Below are 14703 nucleotides of genomic sequence, written 5' to 3'. Positions count from 1 at the left end.
CGACCTACGCGGTTTATTTTTGGTCCGCGTAGGGATCGCTGATGCCGAGTTTTGCGAGGATTTCCGTTTCCAGACCCTCCATCTCGGTGGCTTCCTCGTCATCCATGTGGTCGTAGCCTTGCGCATGCAGCACGCCGTGGACGATCAAATGGGCCGTGTGCTCTTCCACGCTCTTCTTTTGTTCCGCCGCTTCCTTTTCCAGCACGTCCGTGCACAGGATGATGTCGGCGCGCGTCGGTTCGTCGTCGCCCAGTTCTTCGCCTTCGTTGTAGGCGAACGTCAGCACGTTGGTGGCATAGTCCTTTTCGCGGTAGTCGCGGTTCAGGGTGCGGCCTTCTTCCGCGTCGACGAAGCGGATGGTGAATTCGGCTGGCGCGAACAGGGCCGCCTTGACCCAGCGGCGCACTTTCGGGCGCGTGATCAGGGCTTCCAGGCGGGTGTCCGGGTATTGCACGGACAGGGACAGTTTATTTTTTTCGGACATTTTTGGCGGCAGCTGGTTTCAATAAGGAGGGCAGGTGGGCGGCGTCGGCATTGTCCGCCTGCGCCGTTTCATAGGCATCGACGATGCGCGCGACGAGCGGATGGCGCACCACGTCGGTGCTGTTAAATTGCGTGAAGCCGATGCCGCGCACGTCTTTCAACACGTGCACTGCGTCGATCAAGCCGCTCGTCTGGCTCTTGTGCAGGTCGACTTGCGTCACGTCGCCCGTCACCACGGCCTTGCTGCCAAAACCGATGCGCGTCAAAAACATCTTCATCTGTTCGACGGTGGTGTTTTGCGCTTCATCGAGGATGACGAAGGCGTGGTTCAAGGTGCGTCCGCGCATATAGGCCAGCGGGGCGATCTCGATCACCTGTTTTTCAAATAGCTTCTGCGTGCGGTCAAAACCCAGCAAATCGTACAGCGCGTCGTACAGGGGACGCAGATACGGGTCGACCTTTTGCGCCAGGTCGCCCGGCAAGAAGCCCAGGCGCTCGCCCGCTTCGACGGCGGGGCGCGTCAAAATGATGCGCTTGACGGCGTCCCTTTCGAGCGCGTCGACGGCGCAGGCGACGGCCAGATAGGTTTTGCCCGTGCCGGCAGGACCGACGCCGAAGCTGATGTCGTGTTCGAGGATGTCGCGCAGGTAGGCGATCTGGTGCGGCGTGCGCCCGCGCAGGTCGGAGCGCCGCGTTTTCAGCACGGGGCTGGCGATGTCCGGCTCGACGAAGGTGCTGGCGGGCGCGTTGGCATGGTGTTCGGAGGCGGCGGACAGGCCCGCGCGCTGTTCCACCAGGGCCAACTGCACTTCTTCGAGCGGCACGACCTTGTTGGCGATGGCGTAGAACTGCTCGAGGATTTCCACGGCGCGTTCGGCATTGCTGCCGCCGACGATGAATTTTTCGCCGCGGCGGAAGATCGTCACGTCGAGGGCGGCGGAAATCTGGCGCAGGTTTTCATCGAGCGGTCCGCACAGGTGCGCCAGGCGCGTGTTATCAAGCGGCTCGGGGATGAAGTAATGCGGCTGTATCGGGGCTTTGGTTTTCAACTGGCTCTTTTCAATGCGGGTGCGCTGGCGACCAATTCGCCGCGCAGGGTGTAGGAATGGCTTTCGGTGATGCGCACGTCGACCAGCTGGCCGACCAGCTGCAAACCGTCCGGGCCGGCGTCGAAGTTGACCACGCGGTTGTTCTCCGTGCGGCCTTGCAGTTCACTGTCATCGGTGTCCTTTTTGGAGCGGCCTTCGACGAGGATGGTTTGCACCGTGCCCACCATGGCCAGGCTGTACTTGCGCGTGTTGGCGTCGATGGCCGCCTGCAACTGCTGCAAGCGGGCCAGTTTCACTTCATGCGGCGTGTCGTCTTCCAGGCTGGCGGCCGGCGTGCCGGGGCGCTTGCTGAAGATGAAGCTGTAGCTGTTGTCGAAGCCGACGTCCGCGATCAGCTTCATCATGGCGTCGAAGTCGGCTTGTGTCTCGCCGGGGAAACCGACGATGAAGTCGGACGAGATGGCCATGTTCGGGCGCACGGCGCGGATGCGGCGGATGATGGACTTGTATTCGAGGCCCGTGTAGCCGCGCTTCATGGCGCCCAGCACCTTGTCGGAGCCGTGTTGCGCCGGCAGATATAAATGGTCGACCAACTGCGGGATCTTCGCGTAGGCGTCGATCAGGCGCTGCGTGAATTCCTTCGGGTGGCTGGTGACGAAGCGCATGCGCTCGATGCCGGGAATGTCGGCCACGTATTCGAGCAGCAGGGCGAAGTCGGCGATCTCGCCGCCTTCCATCGCGCCCCGGTAGGCGTTCACGTTTTGCCCCAGCAGTGTGATTTCCTTGACGCCCTGGGCGGCCAGGCCCGCCACTTCCGTCAGTACGTCCTCGAAGCGGCGCGACACTTCCTCGCCGCGCGTGTAGGGCACGACGCAGTAGCTGCAGTATTTGCTGCAGCCTTCCATGATGGAGACGAATGCCGAAGCGCCTTCCACCTTGGCCGGCGGCATGTGGTCGAACTTTTCGATTTCCGGGAAGCTGATGTCCACTTGCGCATCGCCGCTGGCGCGGCGCAGTTCGATCATCTGCGGCAGGCGGTGCAGGGTTTGCGGGCCGAAGACCATATCGACATACGGCGCGCGCTTGACGATGGCGTCGCCTTCCTGCGACGCCACGCAGCCACCCACGCCGATCAACAGGTGCGGCTTGGCCAGTTTCAGCTCGCGCAGACGGCCCAGGTCGGAAAACACTTTTTCCTGCGCCTTTTCGCGCACGGAGCAGGTATTGAGCAGGATCACATCGGCATCTTCCGGCGTGTCGGTGCGTACCAGGCCATCGGAGGCGCCCAGCACGTCGGCCATCTTGTCCGAGTCGTACTCGTTCATCTGGCAGCCGAAGGTTTTAATGAATACTTTTTTCTGCATGGAGTCAGGCGCTTATCGGTAAATGTGGCTGCAAATAAGTGTGGCGGAAAATAAGCTGGGCAGGCGGCTTGCGCCGTGCGCCGCTCGGGGCGGGAGGCGGTGGATGACCGGCCGGGCGCCTCTGGCTGCCCGGTGGCAGGCTCGCTGCAAGTTCAGGCCATAGTTTAGCGTAAATCGCGGGCACGGGCCATGTCGTGCTGACCTTGCCGACAAGGTTGCCGCTTGTATATGCCGCCATGTGTCGTGATGCTCAAAAGCATTTATTGCCGTACGTCACCATTGATTTGTAACAAGTTGCTGCAAAGCCTTGTGTGCGCCCGCTGGCATCCTAATGTGTTGAAATAGCATCGTTGCCAAGCCAACCAGCAGCTTGATTGATATTTAACAATCAGGAAGTTTGCGCGAGGCGCAGATGCCGCGTGTTTGGGCTAGTATATTGTCTTATATGCAATTCATTTTGGTGTATTGCAGTGCTTTTTACTCACGCGGCAAATTGCGTACGTTGGCTGGGCGTGGCTGTGCGAGTCCTGTGCGGGCAGTGCGATAAGGAGGAAGGGCGGGGGAAGGCTGAATCAGTGGGAAAGACGTTTATTTAAACACTCTAAGCCAGCCTTAAGTTCGTATCGGCATTATTTTCTACATTCACCAGACGAGGAAAAATCATGGCACATCATGCATTAGCATCGCAAGAGAGTTACAACCCGAACCACCTGCTGGATATTCTGCTGAGCAAGATGCAGCTGAAGAACGATGCAGCCCTGTCGCGTCTGCTTGAGGTGGCGCCACCGGTCATCAGCAAGATCCGCCACCACCGCTTGCCGGTTGGCGCTTCGCTGCTGATCCGCATGCACGAAGTAACGGGCATGAGCATCCGCGACCTGCGCGACTTGATGGGCGACCGCCGCACCAAGTATCGTCTGTCCGACGCCCAGGGCCGTCCAAAAGCGGAAGACCGCGGCGATGCGCAAGAATCGAATTACGCGCACTGATGTGGCGGTTACGCGCTGACTGTGCCGCTTGCATAGCTGCTGGCGGCAACAGGCTGGCGTGGACCGGGCAGCATGGACCGACCGTAGTATCCAGAACGGCTTTCGCTTCGCAGCGAGAGCCGTTTGCGTTTGCGGCGTTGTTTAGCTGAGCAGTGCCGAGGTGATTTCATCGTAGCGCAGCTCCGTTTCGCGGAACAGCTGCAGATACGCGTCTTCGCCCAGGCCCAGCGCATCCCAGGCCACCGGCGAGACGCGCGGCACCATGTCGTCGCCCGCCTGCGCCAGGTCGAGCGCGCAAACAACCGCATTGGCCACGTGGATCAGCGACGCGAGAAAGCCTGCCCCCGGCGTTTCCGGCTGCAGGTAGTTGCCCAGCGCCAGGCGCATGGTGTCGGAAAAATTCCAGTGTTCGGCCAGGGCCACGCCCGCCTGCACGTGGTCCACGCCCAGCACGGCCTGCTCCGCTTCGAGCAGGCTGCAATCGTGCGCGGCCTGGTGGGCGATGGCTTGCGCGTAGTGCGCGGGAAAGCTGCTGACCAGCACCAGGCGGCCGATGTTGTGCAGCAAGCCGGCCGTGAACGCGTAATCCTGGTTGAAGCGGATCTGCCGCGCCAGCACTTTGGCGCAGGCGGCCGTCGCCACCGAATGACGCCAGAAGGCCTTGTCGTCGAAACCGGGGCAGCGTCCTTCCGGGAAGCAACCGGTGATGGCGGCCGACGTGATCAGGCTGCGCGTCGTCTGGAAGCCCAGGTAGGTGATCGCCTGCTGGATGGTGGTGGCCTTCACTTGCAAGCCATAGTGGGACGAGTTGGCCAGGCGCAGGGTTTTCGCCGTCAATGCCTGGTCGTACGACACTTTTTTGGCCAGCACGGAAATATCGACGTCTTCCTGGTCGATGCTGTTGAGCAGTTCCATGACGACGGCGGGCAGCGAAGGCAGGTCATCGAGGTGGGCGACGATATCGTCGAGCGTCAGCTGCGTGCTCATGCGGCCTCTCCCGTGCCCAGGCGGTACACCGTGACATAGCTGCGCAGCAAGGTGGTGGCCGCGTCTAGGGGATCGTCGGGATCATGCTTGCGGAACAGGTAGGCCAGCCGTTCGCTGTCGGCCGCCTGCTGCGCGGCGATTGCTTCCGGCGAAGGGGGCGGCGCCTGGATGGGCAGCATGTCGATGTTGTGGCGGGGCATCAGGGCCAGCATGTTTTCCGTCAATACCGCGCCTTGCGGCAACAGCACTTGTCCATGCGCATCAAGCAAGACATCCGACAAGATCATGCCGGGACGAACTTGTTCCAGGGGTAGATGTTGATGCGTGACCGCCATGACGACTCCTTAGATGATTGCGGGATATTACCATTGCCATGCCGCAATGTCTCAACCTGCATCAAAGTCTCTATCGAAAGTGGGAATACTGTAAATCTTGCCAATAAGCATGTCATACCGTACATTTGATTCAGGCCCTTGTATTGCCGACGTATCTACGCCCGCGCCGCGGGCCGGCGGCTGGCCTGGCCCGGGGAGTGTTGATTGATGGCGAGTATCCAAGTCCGGCTGACCCTGCTTTTTGTCGTGATCGTCACCTTGGTGCTGGGCATTTCCGGCAGCTATACCCAATATACACTGAGCCAAGAACTCGAATCGGGCAGCGCGCGCTTGCGTAGCGGCGTGCTCACGCGCTTGCAGACCAGCTTGCCTTCGGCACTGTGGGACCTCGACAAATCCAAGGTCGACAGCATCGTCGCGGCTGAAATGCTGCCGCCGGAACTGGTTGGCATCCGCGTCTACGACGCCTCGGTCGGCCTGTTCGCGGGCGAGGTGCGCGACGCGGGCGGCACCCTGGTGCCTTTGAGCGCCGACGTGGCCATGGGCGGCACGCCCGTCGAGGCGCCGCTGGTGTTTCGCGACGCCGTGGCGGCGGCCACGGGCGGCAAGCCGGTGATCGTCGGCAAGGTCATCGTCAACTTCAGCCGTGCGCAGATCGATGCGGCCCTGCATGCCGAAGTGCGGCGCAAGGTGCTGGAAGTGCTGCTGCTGGATATCATTCTCGTGGGCGCCCTGGCGCTGAGCCTGCGCATCGTCTTCGAGCCACTGAAACAGTTGCGCGACGGCTTGTTCGACCTGGCCACGCGCGGCAGCGATGACGTTGAAGAGCTGCCGGAAAACCGGCGCGACGAATTGGGCGACGTGATCCGCGGTTTCAATGCCGTGCAGCGCAAGCTCAAGTCCATCATCGAAGGCAGCCGCGAGGCGGAAGACATGGCGCGCCGCTCCCAGCAGGCAACGGCGCAGGCCATGGACGAGCTGCGCCGCGCGCAGGAATCGTTGCTGCAATCGGAACGCCTGGCTTCGCTGGGCAGCCTGGTGGCCGGCGTGGCGCATGAAATCAACACCCCGGTCGGCATCGCCCTGACCAGCGCCTCGGTGCTGAAGGAAGCCACCGATGACATCAGCGCGGCCGTGGCCGGCGGCAGCGTGAAGAAGACCGACATCGTGCGCTACCTGGAAACGGCCGGCGAAAGCGCGCGGCTGATCATGAACAATGCCTACCGCGCCGCGCACCTGATCCACAGCTTCAAGCAGATCGCCGTCGACCAGGTCAGCGAGGCGCGCCGTTTGTTCGAATTGCGCGACTATATCGGCGAGGTGATCTCGAGCCTGCAGCCGACCCTGAAAAAGACGCGCATCAGCATCGATATCGATTGCCCGCCAGACATCATGCTCGACAGCTATCCGGGCGCATTGGCGCAGGTGCTGACCAACCTGGTGTTGAACTGCGTCGAGCATGCGTTTGATGCGGACATGGCCGGCAACATCCATATCGGCGTGCGACGCGATGGCGACGCGATCGCCATGCAGGTGCGCGACAACGGCCGCGGCATCGCGCCCGACATGCTCGACCGCGTGTTCGATCCGTTTGTCACCACGCGGCGCGGGCAGGGCGGCACGGGACTGGGCTTGAATATCGTGTTCAACTTGATTGCCAAGCAATTTGGCGGCACCATCACGGTCAGCAGCACCTTGGGGCAGGGTGCGACGTTCCTGCTGCGCCTGCCCACGGTGACGCCGTTGCCGGAAAGCAGCAGCCAGGCATAGGCAAGGAGACAGCATGGCACAAATAGAAAACAGTCAGCAAGTGGCGCTGTTGCGCGGGATTAATGTGGGCCGCGCCAAGCGCGTGGCCATGGCCGACCTGCGCAAGCTGCTGGGCGACCTGGGGTTTGCGCAAGTGCGCACGGTACTCAACAGTGGCAATGTCGTGTATGACGGCGGCAAGGTAGCGCCGGCCGAGGCCGCTGCTCGCATCGAGGAAGCGCTGGTGCTGAAACTGGGCGTGGCAGCCAGGGTGACGGTGCTGTCGGCCAGCCAGTTTGCCGAGCTGGTCGAACAAAACACCCTGGCGCCGGCGGCCGATGCGGCCCGCTTGCTGACCCTGGTGCTGAACAACCCGGCCGACGTCAAGCGCCTGGCGCCGCTTTTGCAGCAGTCGTGGCAGCCCGAAGCGCTGGCGCTGGGGCGCTGGGCCGCATATGCGTGGTGTCCCGATGGCGTGCTGGCCAGCAAGGTGGTGGCGGCGCTGGGCGTGCTGCTGGGCGACGGCGTCACGTCGCGCAACTGGGCCACCATGCAAAAACTGCATGCGCTGCTGAGCGGACCCGATGCGGCAGCCACCTCTTCATTTTCCAAGGAGCACTGATGCCTTCCATTACCGGTACCTTCGACGTCACCATTACCCCGGAAACCTTGTCGGACACGGCCGCGCAATCGGGGCTGGGACGCTTGTCGCTCGACAAACGCTACCACGGCGCCCTCGAGGCCAGCGCGCAGGGCGAGATGCTGAGCGCGCGCGCCAGCGTGACGGGCTCGGCAGGCTATGTGGCGCTGGAACGGGTGGAAGGCAGCCTGGACGGGCGCCACGGCAGTTTTTATTTGCAGCACAGCGGCACGATGACGCGCGGCGTGCCCGCCTTGTCGGTGACGGTGGTGCCCGATACGGGAACGGAGCAGTTGCAAGGACTCAGGGGCAGCCTGGCCATCCGCATCGAGGACGGCAAGCATTATTATGACTTTACGTATGACATTGTTGAGACGCAATGAACTGGGATATCGTCAAGGGTGTCTTGATCGTGCTTGTCGCCATCAGCGTGGTGGTGACGGCCTTCGTGCTCATTTCCGCCTCGGGCCCGGACAAGGCGGGCTGCATCGCGCGGGCCCTGAAGTCGGGCATTCCGGTGGGGAACATCGAACGGGTCTGCCGCCTGCTGGACAAATGATGGCGCCATAACAAAACATTCCGCACCAGGCGGAATGTTCTTCAGCAGCACCTTGCCAGTGCAGGCGCCGTCAGTTATCGAATTTTTCCTGTTTTTCGCCGTGCAGGCTCAAGGCCACCAGGCCCAATCCCACCAGCAACATCGAGTACATGCTCGCTTCAGGCACGGGGGCCGGCACGTTGGCTTGCTGTGCGGGTGCGGCCGTCATGGGCCTCGGTGGCGCCAGGGCCACATGGCGCGCGCCACTGGTGCTCCAGTGCGGTGCCGCCGTCGCGCTGCTGCTGGCCAGCAGGCGTGCATACGGCAAGTCCGGCGTTTCCCAGCCGGGATTATTATTCAAGCTGATGCTTTCATCGATCGTCACGCGTTCGCCAGCTTCCTGCAGCTTGCCGGCTGTCGTGTCGCTGACTGCCGCCATGCTCCATGTGCTGGCCGACAGCGCCAGCAAGGCCATGCATAGCGACTGATAGATTCTCATCGTGCTCTCCCTGTTGTTCACCGTGCGGCGCAGCCGACACCGGTTAGCGCATGGACGGACAATTCGCCCGTACGGGGGCGTATCATGGTTTTTCTGCTGTTCTCCCATTACAGCATAGATCGTGACAATTTTGATACGCTTATTTCCTCTTTATTACGAATATTTGTCATTTTGATAGCGTAAACATGATCGCTGCCGCACACTTTGCATAAGGATGCTATCGACGAAAAAACACTGTTGTTTTTTTGCGTGAATCGCCAGCACGAAAACAATATATTGATTAGTATATTGTTTATCGCACGCTATTCAACATGACCGCCTGTGGGAGGGCAAGATGGAGACAGTCGCAACACAACACGCCGAATACAACCTCGACGCCATGCGTGGCTCGGCCTACAAGGCCAGCTCGCTGCTCAAGGCCATGGGCAATGCCGACCGTTTGATGCTGCTGTGTCAGCTATCGCAGGGTGAGCATTGCGTCAGCGACCTCGAGCAAAAAGTGGGCATCGGCCAGCCGTCCCTGTCGCAGCAACTGGGCGTGCTGCGCGAAGAGATGCTGGTGGCCACGCGACGCGACGGCAAGCAGATTTATTACCGCGTCGCCAGCGCGCCCGTGCTGGCCGTGCTGCAAGTGCTGTACGCGCAATTTTGCGCGCCGCGCGCCCCGTTCAACGACGAAGCGGACTGACCCTGCCATGACCATAGACTGGCAGCACTTCACGCCGTGGGCCTCGCTGGCCGGCGGCATGCTGATCGGCCTGGCGGCTGCGCTATTGATCCTGTTCAATGGCCGCATCGCCGGCATCAGCGGCATCGTCGGCGGCTTGCTGCGCCCGCGCAGTGGCGACCTGGGCTGGCGCATCGCCTTTCTTGCCGGCCTGATCGGCACACCCTTGCTGTACCCGATGTGGCAAGCCTTGCCGCCCGTACAGATCGACGCAGGCACGCCCGCCCTGATCGTCGCGGGCTTGCTGGTGGGCGTGGGTGTGCGCTATGGCGCCGGCTGCACCAGCGGCCACGGCGTGTGCGGGCTGTCGCGCCTGTCTCCGCGTTCGCTGGCGGCCACTTGCGCCTTCATGGCGGCCGGCTTCCTCACCGTCTATCTGTTGCGCCACGTATGAACAAACTGATTCTTTCCCTGTTAAGCGGCCTCGTCTTTGGCTTGGGCCTCATCGTCTCCGGCATGTCCAACCCGGCCAAGGTACTCGCTTTTCTCGACCTGGCCGGCGCCTGGGACCCGTCCTTGGCGCTGGTGATGGGCGGCGCCATCGGCGTGGCCTTGCCGGCCTTCTGGCTGGCCCGGCGGCGCAGCAAGTCGCTGCTGGGCGAGCCCATGCAGTTGCCGGCATCGCGGCGCATCGACCGGCGCTTGCTGCTGGGCAGCCTGGCCTTTGGCGCGGGCTGGGGTATCGCCGGTTTCTGTCCCGGTCCCGCCCTCGTGTCGCTGCTGGCGGGCCAGCCGAAAGCGTGGATGTTTGCCGGCGCCATGCTGGCCGGCATGGCCGTGTTTGAAGTGCTGGAGCGCCGCAAGCTGCCCGCGCCGGCCTGAGACGGTACAATCTGGCGCATCGCCACTTTGGATACCGCTTACATGAAGACCGAGATTTTCCGTGCCGGCGCGCGCGCCACCCTGCTGTGCAGCGTGCTGGCGCTGGCCGCCTGCGGCAGCCTGCTGAAGAAGGAAGCCCCGCCCGCTCCCGCGCCGGTGGCTGACGCCTTGCCCAATCCGCAAGTGCTGCTGCTCGGTGAAGTGCATGACAATGCGCAAGGCCAACGCCTGCGGGTCGCAGAATTGCAGCGCCGGCTGGCGGCCGGCTGGCGTCCCGTGATCGTCATGGAGCAGTTCGACCGCGAAAACCAGGCCTTGCTGACGCGCGCCGCGCGCGAGTGCGCCGACCCCGATTGCATCATCCGCGTGATGGAACAGCCGCGCTGGGACTGGAGCGTGTACCGTCCCGTGCTGGACCTCGTCATCAGCTACCAGCTGACCCTGGTCGCCGGCAATTTGTCGCCGGCCGATGCCTCGCGCATCGTGCGCGACGGCATCCAGTGGTCGATGCCGCCCGCCATGGTGGCCACGTACCTGGCCGCGCCCGTGCCGGCCGATATCCTGGAAGGGCAAAAGAAGGAAGTCCAGGCGGCCCGCTGCAATATGCTGCCCGACATGATGGTGGGTGGCGTCGTCAACGCCCAGGTGGCGCGCGATATCTGGATGGCCAAGCTGATCCGCGACCAGGCGCCGCGCGACGTGGTGCTGATCGCCGGCAATGAGCATGTGCGCAAGGATATCGGCGTGCCCCGCTGGCTGAAGCTGGCCGACCCGCAACTGAACGTGCGCAGCATCGGCTACCTGGAGCAGGGGAACACCGGCTACAAGGGCACGTTCGACCTGACGCAAAAGATGCCGGGGCAGCCGCGCCCGGATCCGTGCGCCAAGTTCAAGAAATAATCACTGCTGCACCCGCACCAGCGCGCTGACCCGGCTTGCCGTATCGAGCAGTTTCGGCAAGCTGTGTTCCAGCAGATGCGCCACGGACGGCCCCGCCGTCTGGCCGCTGACGTTGATCGCCGCCACCACCTTGCCGGCCCGGTCGAACACGGGCGCGGCCAGGGCGATCAAGCCCTGTTCCAGCTCCTCCTGTACCAGGCACCAGCCCTGGCGCCGCACTTGCGCAATCTCTTCCATCAAGACGTCGATATCGACCTTGGTCGCCGGCGTGATTTTCAGCAGCGCCATCTTCGACAGCCGTTCGCGCAGCGCGTCGGGCGTGAGGCCCGATAGCAACACTCTGCCCATCGAGGTGCAATAGGCGGGCAGGCGGCTGCCGATGCCCAGGTTGATCGACATGGTGCGGTGCGCGGACAGGCGCACGACATACACGATGTCGTCGCCGTCGAGCACTGTGGCCGAGCACGACTGGCGCAAGGTCTGCATCAATTCTTCCAGCAGCGGCTGCGCCTGCGTCCACACGGGCAAGGATGACAGGTAGGCGTAACCGAGATCGAGCACCTTCGGCGTCAAACGGAACAGCCGCCCATCCGCTTCCACATAACCGAGATGCAGCAAGGTGTGCAGGATGCGCCGCGCGCCCGCGCGCGTCAGCTGCGCCCGTTCCGCCACTTCGCTCAGGGTCTGTTGCGGCGCGTCCGCGCCAAAGCTGCGCAGCACGGCCAGGCCCCGCGCGAACGATTGCACATAGCTGTCGCCGGGACGCGGCGCGCCGTCGGCATCGGCGGTTTCTTCGGCGGAAAGGGAGGTGCTGCTGCGTGCGGTCATGGCAATTCCAATTGATCAAGGTGGCAATTATAGCCATGGCGCTGGCGAAAACGGCAAATTGACAAGCGCCCCGATCAGGCATATTCTCACGAATAAGTTCTAAATACGAATATTTGTTCGCTATGCGAACAAATGGCAAATGGATTTGATTGGGAGGAGACCGCAATGATCGACAAACTGCGTTCCAGCGTGCTTGATGCGCTGGCCGATATCCACGATGGCGCCACCGTCATGATTGGCGGCTTTGGCGGCGCGGGCCAGCCGGCCGAGCTGATCGACGGCTTGATCGCCCAGGGCGCGCGCGACCTCGTCATCGTCAACAACAATGCGGGCAATGGCGACACGGGCTTGGCGGCCCTGCTGAAAAACGGGCAAGTGCGCAAGATCATCTGCTCGTTCCCCCGCCAGGCCGATTCGCACGTCTTCGACGCGCTGTACCGCGCGGGCAAGCTGGAACTGGAACTGGTGCCGCAGGGGAATCTGGCCGAGCGCATCCGCGCCGCCGGCGCCGGCATCGGCGGCTTTTTCACGCCTACCGGTTATGGCACGGACTTGGCCAAGGGCAAGGAAACGCGCGAGATCGATGGCCGCATGTATGTGTTCGAGTCGCCGATCCACGCCGATTTCGCGCTGATCAAGGCGGAGCAGGGCGACCGCTGGGGCAACCTGACTTACCGCAAGACGGCGCGCAACTTCGGCCCGATCATGGCCATGGCCGCCAAGGTCAGCATTGCTTCCGTGCATGAAGTTGCTGAACTGGGCAGCATCGACCCCGAGCACGTCGTCACGCCGGGCCTGTTCGTGCAGCGCATCGTGCAAGTGCCGCGCACTGCCACCGGCCCCGCCGGCTTCAAAGCAGCCTGAGGAGTATCAAGTGAACAAATGGAATCGAGACCAGATGGCGGCCCGCGTGGCGGCCGACATCCATGAAGGCAGTGTCGTCAACCTCGGTATCGGCTTGCCGACCCTGGTGGCGAACCACTTGCCGGCTGGCGCGGACATCATCCTGCACAGCGAAAACGGCGTGATCGGCATGGGCCCCGCGCCCTCGCCCGGCGAGGAAGACTACGACCTGATCAACGCGGGCAAGCAGCCCGTCACCCTGCTGCCCGGCGGCAGCTATTTCCACCATGCCGACAGTTTCGCCATGATGCGCGGCGGCCACCTCGACATTTGCGTGCTCGGCGCGTTTCAAGTATCCGCCACGGGCGACCTGGCCAACTGGCACACGGGCGCGCCGGACGCCATTCCCGCCGTAGGCGGGGCCATGGACCTGGCCATCGGCGCGAAAAAAACCTGGGTCATGATGGAATTGCTGACCAAGACCGGTGAAAGCAAGCTGGTGCAGGCCTGCACCTATCCGCTCACGGGTATCGGCTGCGTCAGCCGCATCTACAGCGACCTGGCCGTGCTCGATTTGTCGGCCGCTGGCGCCACGGTCGTCGAACTCGTCGATGGCTTGAGTTTTGAACAGCTGCAAGCGTTGACGGCCGTGCCGCTGACGGACGGACGTTAATTCAGTATCAATACGCAAACCACTTTCTTGGAGGAAAGAACATGACCCACGCTTATATCTGCGATGCCCAGCGTACGCCCTTCGGCCGCTATGGCGGCGGACTTGCCGGCGTGCGCGCCGACGACCTGGGCGCCGTGCCCATCCGTGCCTTGATGGCGCGCAATCCGGACGTGGACTGGACCGCCGTTACCGACGTGCTGTACGGCTGCGCCAACCAGGCTGGCGAGGACAACCGCAACGTGGCGCGCATGGCCGCCCTGCTGGCAGGCTTGCCCGACAGCGTGCCGGGCGCCACCCTGAACCGACTGTGCGGCTCGGGCCTGGACGCCATCGGCAGCGCCGCCCGCTTCATCAAGAGCGGCGAAGCGGGATTGCTGATCGCCGGCGGCGTGGAAAGCATGAGCCGCGCGCCATTCGTCATGGGCAAGGCGGACAGCGCCTTTTCGCGCGGCATGAAAATGGAAGACACGACCATCGGCTGGCGCTTCATCAATCCGCTGATGAAGGCGCAGTACGGTGTCGATTCGATGCCGGAAACGGCGGAAAACGTGGCGTCCGACTTCGGTATCAGCCGCGCGGACCAGGATGCGTTCGCCCTGGCCAGCCAGGTCAAGGCCCTGGCGGCGCAGCAGGCGGGCGTGTTCGACAGTGAAATCTGCCCCGTCAGCATCGCGCAAAAGAAAGGCGAGCCCGTCATCGTTGCCCGCGACGAGCATCCGCGCGCCACCACCCTGGAGACCCTGGCCAAATTGAAACCCGTCGTGCGCGCCGATGGCACGATTACCGCCGGCAACGCATCGGGCGTCAACGATGGCGCGGCGGCGCTGCTGCTGGCCGACGAGGCGAACGCGGCCCGCTTTGGCCTGACGCCGCGCGCGCGTGTCGTGGCCATGGCCACGGCCGGCGTGGCGCCGCGCATCATGGGCATCGGCCCCGCGCCCGCCACCCTGAAAGTGCTGGCCATGACGGGTTTGACCCTGGCCGACTTCGACGTCATCGAACTGAACGAAGCGTTTGCCGCGCAAGGCCTGGCCGTGCTGCGCCAGCTGGGCTTGCCCGACGACGATGCGCGCGTCAACCCGAACGGCGGCGCGATTGCCCTCGGTCACCCGCTGGGCGCCTCCGGCGCGCGCCTGGCCATGACGGCCGTCAACCAGCTGCACCGTACGGGCGGCCGCTATGCGCTCTGCACCATGTGCATCGGCGTGGGCCAGGGTATTGCGCTGGTGCTGGAACGGGTCTGATTCCACGCGCCCGCAGGCGAAAAATAGTTGCCA

General features: G+C 63.2%; 19 protein-coding genes. 12 read left to right on the top strand and 7 right to left on the bottom strand.

Annotated features, from left to right (window positions below; genetic code table 11):
- Positions 1-13 precede the first annotated feature (13 nt).
- The 3 genes from ybeY to miaB are packed head-to-tail and all read right to left on the bottom strand — an operon-like array spanning position 14 to position 2896.
- Complete coding sequence (ybeY, locus tag MRBLMS1_RS20090; RefSeq protein ID WP_485881406.1) at positions 14-484, bottom strand: rRNA maturation RNase YbeY; 471 nt, start codon at positions 482-484, stop codon at positions 14-16.
- Entirely contained in the window at positions 468-1532 is a 1065-nt protein-coding gene (locus MRBLMS1_RS20085) for a PhoH family protein (RefSeq protein WP_485881404.1), read from the bottom strand. Before MRBLMS1_RS20085 ends, ybeY begins: the two co-directional genes overlap by 17 nt.
- Positions 1529-2896, bottom strand: a complete 1368-nt coding sequence (gene miaB, locus MRBLMS1_RS20080) for a tRNA (N6-isopentenyl adenosine(37)-C2)-methylthiotransferase MiaB (RefSeq protein ID WP_485881403.1) — start codon at positions 2894-2896, stop codon at positions 1529-1531. Before miaB ends, MRBLMS1_RS20085 begins: the two co-directional genes overlap by 4 nt.
- A 662-nt stretch (positions 2897-3558) precedes the next feature.
- On the opposite strand from miaB, the gene MRBLMS1_RS20075 reads away from it, so the two are divergent.
- A complete protein-coding gene (locus tag MRBLMS1_RS20075) occupies positions 3559-3885 on the top strand; it encodes a hypothetical protein (RefSeq protein WP_034746769.1) in 327 nt (108 codons plus the stop codon).
- Positions 3886-4026: 141 nt separating this feature from the next.
- On the opposite strand, the gene MRBLMS1_RS20070 is transcribed toward MRBLMS1_RS20075, so the two are convergent.
- The gene (locus MRBLMS1_RS20070) at positions 4027-4872 is read right to left on the bottom strand and encodes an HDOD domain-containing protein (RefSeq protein ID WP_070301229.1); all 846 of its coding nucleotides are present in this window, start codon (positions 4870-4872) and stop codon (positions 4027-4029) included.
- Positions 4869-5207 (bottom strand): hypothetical protein, encoded by a 339-nt coding sequence (locus tag MRBLMS1_RS20065; RefSeq protein WP_485881400.1) that lies wholly within the window; start codon positions 5205-5207, stop codon positions 4869-4871. The genes MRBLMS1_RS20070 and MRBLMS1_RS20065 overlap by 4 nt, the downstream gene beginning before the upstream one ends.
- Positions 5208-5414: 207 nt before the next feature.
- On the opposite strand from MRBLMS1_RS20065, the gene MRBLMS1_RS20060 reads away from it, so the two are divergent.
- Genes MRBLMS1_RS20060 through MRBLMS1_RS20045 form a run of 4 tightly spaced genes read left to right on the top strand, consistent with a single transcriptional unit; the run spans position 5415 to position 8155 of the window.
- The gene (locus tag MRBLMS1_RS20060; protein ID WP_485881398.1) at positions 5415-6977 is read left to right on the top strand and encodes a sensor histidine kinase; all 1563 of its coding nucleotides are present in this window, start codon (positions 5415-5417) and stop codon (positions 6975-6977) included.
- Between the two features lie 13 nt (positions 6978-6990).
- Positions 6991-7578: a DUF1697 domain-containing protein gene (locus tag MRBLMS1_RS20055; protein WP_128141957.1), complete on the top strand. Its 588-nt coding sequence runs from the start codon at positions 6991-6993 to the stop codon at positions 7576-7578.
- Positions 7578-7979 carry a DUF3224 domain-containing protein gene (locus tag MRBLMS1_RS20050; RefSeq protein ID WP_485881396.1) on the top strand — a complete coding sequence of 134 codons (402 nt, stop codon included), beginning with the start codon at positions 7578-7580 and terminating at the stop codon, positions 7977-7979. The genes MRBLMS1_RS20055 and MRBLMS1_RS20050 overlap by 1 nt, the downstream gene beginning before the upstream one ends.
- The gene (locus MRBLMS1_RS20045; RefSeq protein WP_034746783.1) at positions 7976-8155 is read left to right on the top strand and encodes a hypothetical protein; all 180 of its coding nucleotides are present in this window, start codon (positions 7976-7978) and stop codon (positions 8153-8155) included. Before MRBLMS1_RS20050 ends, MRBLMS1_RS20045 begins: the two co-directional genes overlap by 4 nt.
- Before the next feature lie 70 nt (positions 8156-8225).
- On the opposite strand, the gene MRBLMS1_RS20040 is transcribed toward MRBLMS1_RS20045, so the two are convergent.
- Positions 8226-8633 carry a PEP-CTERM sorting domain-containing protein gene (locus MRBLMS1_RS20040; RefSeq protein ID WP_128141959.1) on the bottom strand — a complete coding sequence of 136 codons (408 nt, stop codon included), beginning with the start codon at positions 8631-8633 and terminating at the stop codon, positions 8226-8228.
- Between the two features lie 334 nt (positions 8634-8967).
- Between MRBLMS1_RS20040 and MRBLMS1_RS20035 the strand changes: the two genes are divergently transcribed.
- From MRBLMS1_RS20035 to MRBLMS1_RS20020, 4 genes are read left to right on the top strand one after another with little or no spacing between them, the layout of a single operon-like run.
- A complete protein-coding gene (locus tag MRBLMS1_RS20035) occupies positions 8968-9321 on the top strand; it encodes an ArsR/SmtB family transcription factor (protein WP_485881393.1) in 354 nt (117 codons plus the stop codon).
- Between the two features lie 7 nt (positions 9322-9328).
- The gene (locus MRBLMS1_RS20030) at positions 9329-9754 is read left to right on the top strand and encodes a YeeE/YedE family protein (RefSeq protein WP_485881391.1); all 426 of its coding nucleotides are present in this window, start codon (positions 9329-9331) and stop codon (positions 9752-9754) included.
- Positions 9751-10182: a DUF6691 family protein gene (locus MRBLMS1_RS20025; protein ID WP_485881389.1), complete on the top strand. Its 432-nt coding sequence runs from the start codon at positions 9751-9753 to the stop codon at positions 10180-10182. Before MRBLMS1_RS20030 ends, MRBLMS1_RS20025 begins: the two co-directional genes overlap by 4 nt.
- Before the next feature lie 42 nt (positions 10183-10224).
- Positions 10225-11082, top strand: a complete 858-nt coding sequence (locus tag MRBLMS1_RS20020; protein ID WP_485881387.1) for a ChaN family lipoprotein — start codon at positions 10225-10227, stop codon at positions 11080-11082.
- On the opposite strand, the gene MRBLMS1_RS20015 is transcribed toward MRBLMS1_RS20020, so the two are convergent.
- Positions 11083-11910 carry an IclR family transcriptional regulator domain-containing protein gene (locus MRBLMS1_RS20015; protein ID WP_485881385.1) on the bottom strand — a complete coding sequence of 276 codons (828 nt, stop codon included), beginning with the start codon at positions 11908-11910 and terminating at the stop codon, positions 11083-11085.
- Between the two features lie 165 nt (positions 11911-12075).
- On the opposite strand from MRBLMS1_RS20015, the gene MRBLMS1_RS20010 reads away from it, so the two are divergent.
- The 3 genes from MRBLMS1_RS20010 to pcaF are packed head-to-tail and all read left to right on the top strand — an operon-like array spanning position 12076 to position 14670.
- The gene (locus tag MRBLMS1_RS20010; RefSeq protein WP_070301237.1) at positions 12076-12774 is read left to right on the top strand and encodes a 3-oxoacid CoA-transferase subunit A; all 699 of its coding nucleotides are present in this window, start codon (positions 12076-12078) and stop codon (positions 12772-12774) included.
- A 34-nt stretch (positions 12775-12808) separates the two neighbouring features.
- The gene (locus MRBLMS1_RS20005; protein WP_485881872.1) at positions 12809-13426 is read left to right on the top strand and encodes a 3-oxoacid CoA-transferase subunit B; all 618 of its coding nucleotides are present in this window, start codon (positions 12809-12811) and stop codon (positions 13424-13426) included.
- Positions 13427-13467: 41 nt separating this feature from the next.
- A complete protein-coding gene (gene pcaF / locus MRBLMS1_RS20000; RefSeq protein WP_485881383.1) occupies positions 13468-14670 on the top strand; it encodes a 3-oxoadipyl-CoA thiolase in 1203 nt (400 codons plus the stop codon).
- Positions 14671-14703: the final 33 nt, after the last annotated feature.

The sequence above is a fragment of the Massilia sp. LMS1-1-1.1 genome, from assembly GCF_040815535.1.
Classification (GTDB): domain Bacteria; phylum Pseudomonadota; class Gammaproteobacteria; order Burkholderiales; family Burkholderiaceae_D; genus Janthinobacterium; species Janthinobacterium aestuarii.
This window is presented reverse-complemented; position numbering and strand designations above follow the sequence as displayed.

Bases quoted from the DNA above. Each gene is read 5' to 3' on its own strand.
- ybeY (WP_485881406.1), bottom strand. From the start codon at position 484: ATGTCCGAAAAAAATAAACTGTCCCTGTCCGTGCAATACCCGGACACC.
- miaB (WP_485881403.1), bottom strand. From the start codon at position 2,896: ATGCAGAAAAAAGTATTCATTAAAACCTTCGGCTGCCAGATGAACGAG.
- MRBLMS1_RS20075 (WP_034746769.1), top strand. From the start codon at position 3,559: ATGGCACATCATGCATTAGCATCGCAAGAGAGTTACAACCCGAACCAC.
- MRBLMS1_RS20070 (WP_070301229.1), bottom strand. From the start codon at position 4,872: ATGAGCACGCAGCTGACGCTCGACGATATCGTCGCCCACCTCGATGAC.
- MRBLMS1_RS20065 (WP_485881400.1), bottom strand. From the start codon at position 5,207: ATGGCGGTCACGCATCAACATCTACCCCTGGAACAAGTTCGTCCCGGC.
- MRBLMS1_RS20060 (WP_485881398.1), top strand. From the start codon at position 5,415: ATGGCGAGTATCCAAGTCCGGCTGACCCTGCTTTTTGTCGTGATCGTC.
- MRBLMS1_RS20055 (WP_128141957.1), top strand. From the start codon at position 6,991: ATGGCACAAATAGAAAACAGTCAGCAAGTGGCGCTGTTGCGCGGGATT.
- MRBLMS1_RS20050 (WP_485881396.1), top strand. From the start codon at position 7,578: ATGCCTTCCATTACCGGTACCTTCGACGTCACCATTACCCCGGAAACC.
- MRBLMS1_RS20045 (WP_034746783.1), top strand. From the start codon at position 7,976: ATGAACTGGGATATCGTCAAGGGTGTCTTGATCGTGCTTGTCGCCATC.
- MRBLMS1_RS20040 (WP_128141959.1), bottom strand. From the start codon at position 8,633: ATGAGAATCTATCAGTCGCTATGCATGGCCTTGCTGGCGCTGTCGGCC.
- MRBLMS1_RS20035 (WP_485881393.1), top strand. From the start codon at position 8,968: ATGGAGACAGTCGCAACACAACACGCCGAATACAACCTCGACGCCATG.
- MRBLMS1_RS20030 (WP_485881391.1), top strand. From the start codon at position 9,329: ATGACCATAGACTGGCAGCACTTCACGCCGTGGGCCTCGCTGGCCGGC.
- MRBLMS1_RS20025 (WP_485881389.1), top strand. From the start codon at position 9,751: ATGAACAAACTGATTCTTTCCCTGTTAAGCGGCCTCGTCTTTGGCTTG.
- MRBLMS1_RS20020 (WP_485881387.1), top strand. From the start codon at position 10,225: ATGAAGACCGAGATTTTCCGTGCCGGCGCGCGCGCCACCCTGCTGTGC.
- MRBLMS1_RS20015 (WP_485881385.1), bottom strand. From the start codon at position 11,910: ATGACCGCACGCAGCAGCACCTCCCTTTCCGCCGAAGAAACCGCCGAT.
- MRBLMS1_RS20010 (WP_070301237.1), top strand. From the start codon at position 12,076: ATGATCGACAAACTGCGTTCCAGCGTGCTTGATGCGCTGGCCGATATC.
- MRBLMS1_RS20005 (WP_485881872.1), top strand. From the start codon at position 12,809: ATGGCGGCCCGCGTGGCGGCCGACATCCATGAAGGCAGTGTCGTCAAC.
- pcaF (WP_485881383.1), top strand. From the start codon at position 13,468: ATGACCCACGCTTATATCTGCGATGCCCAGCGTACGCCCTTCGGCCGC.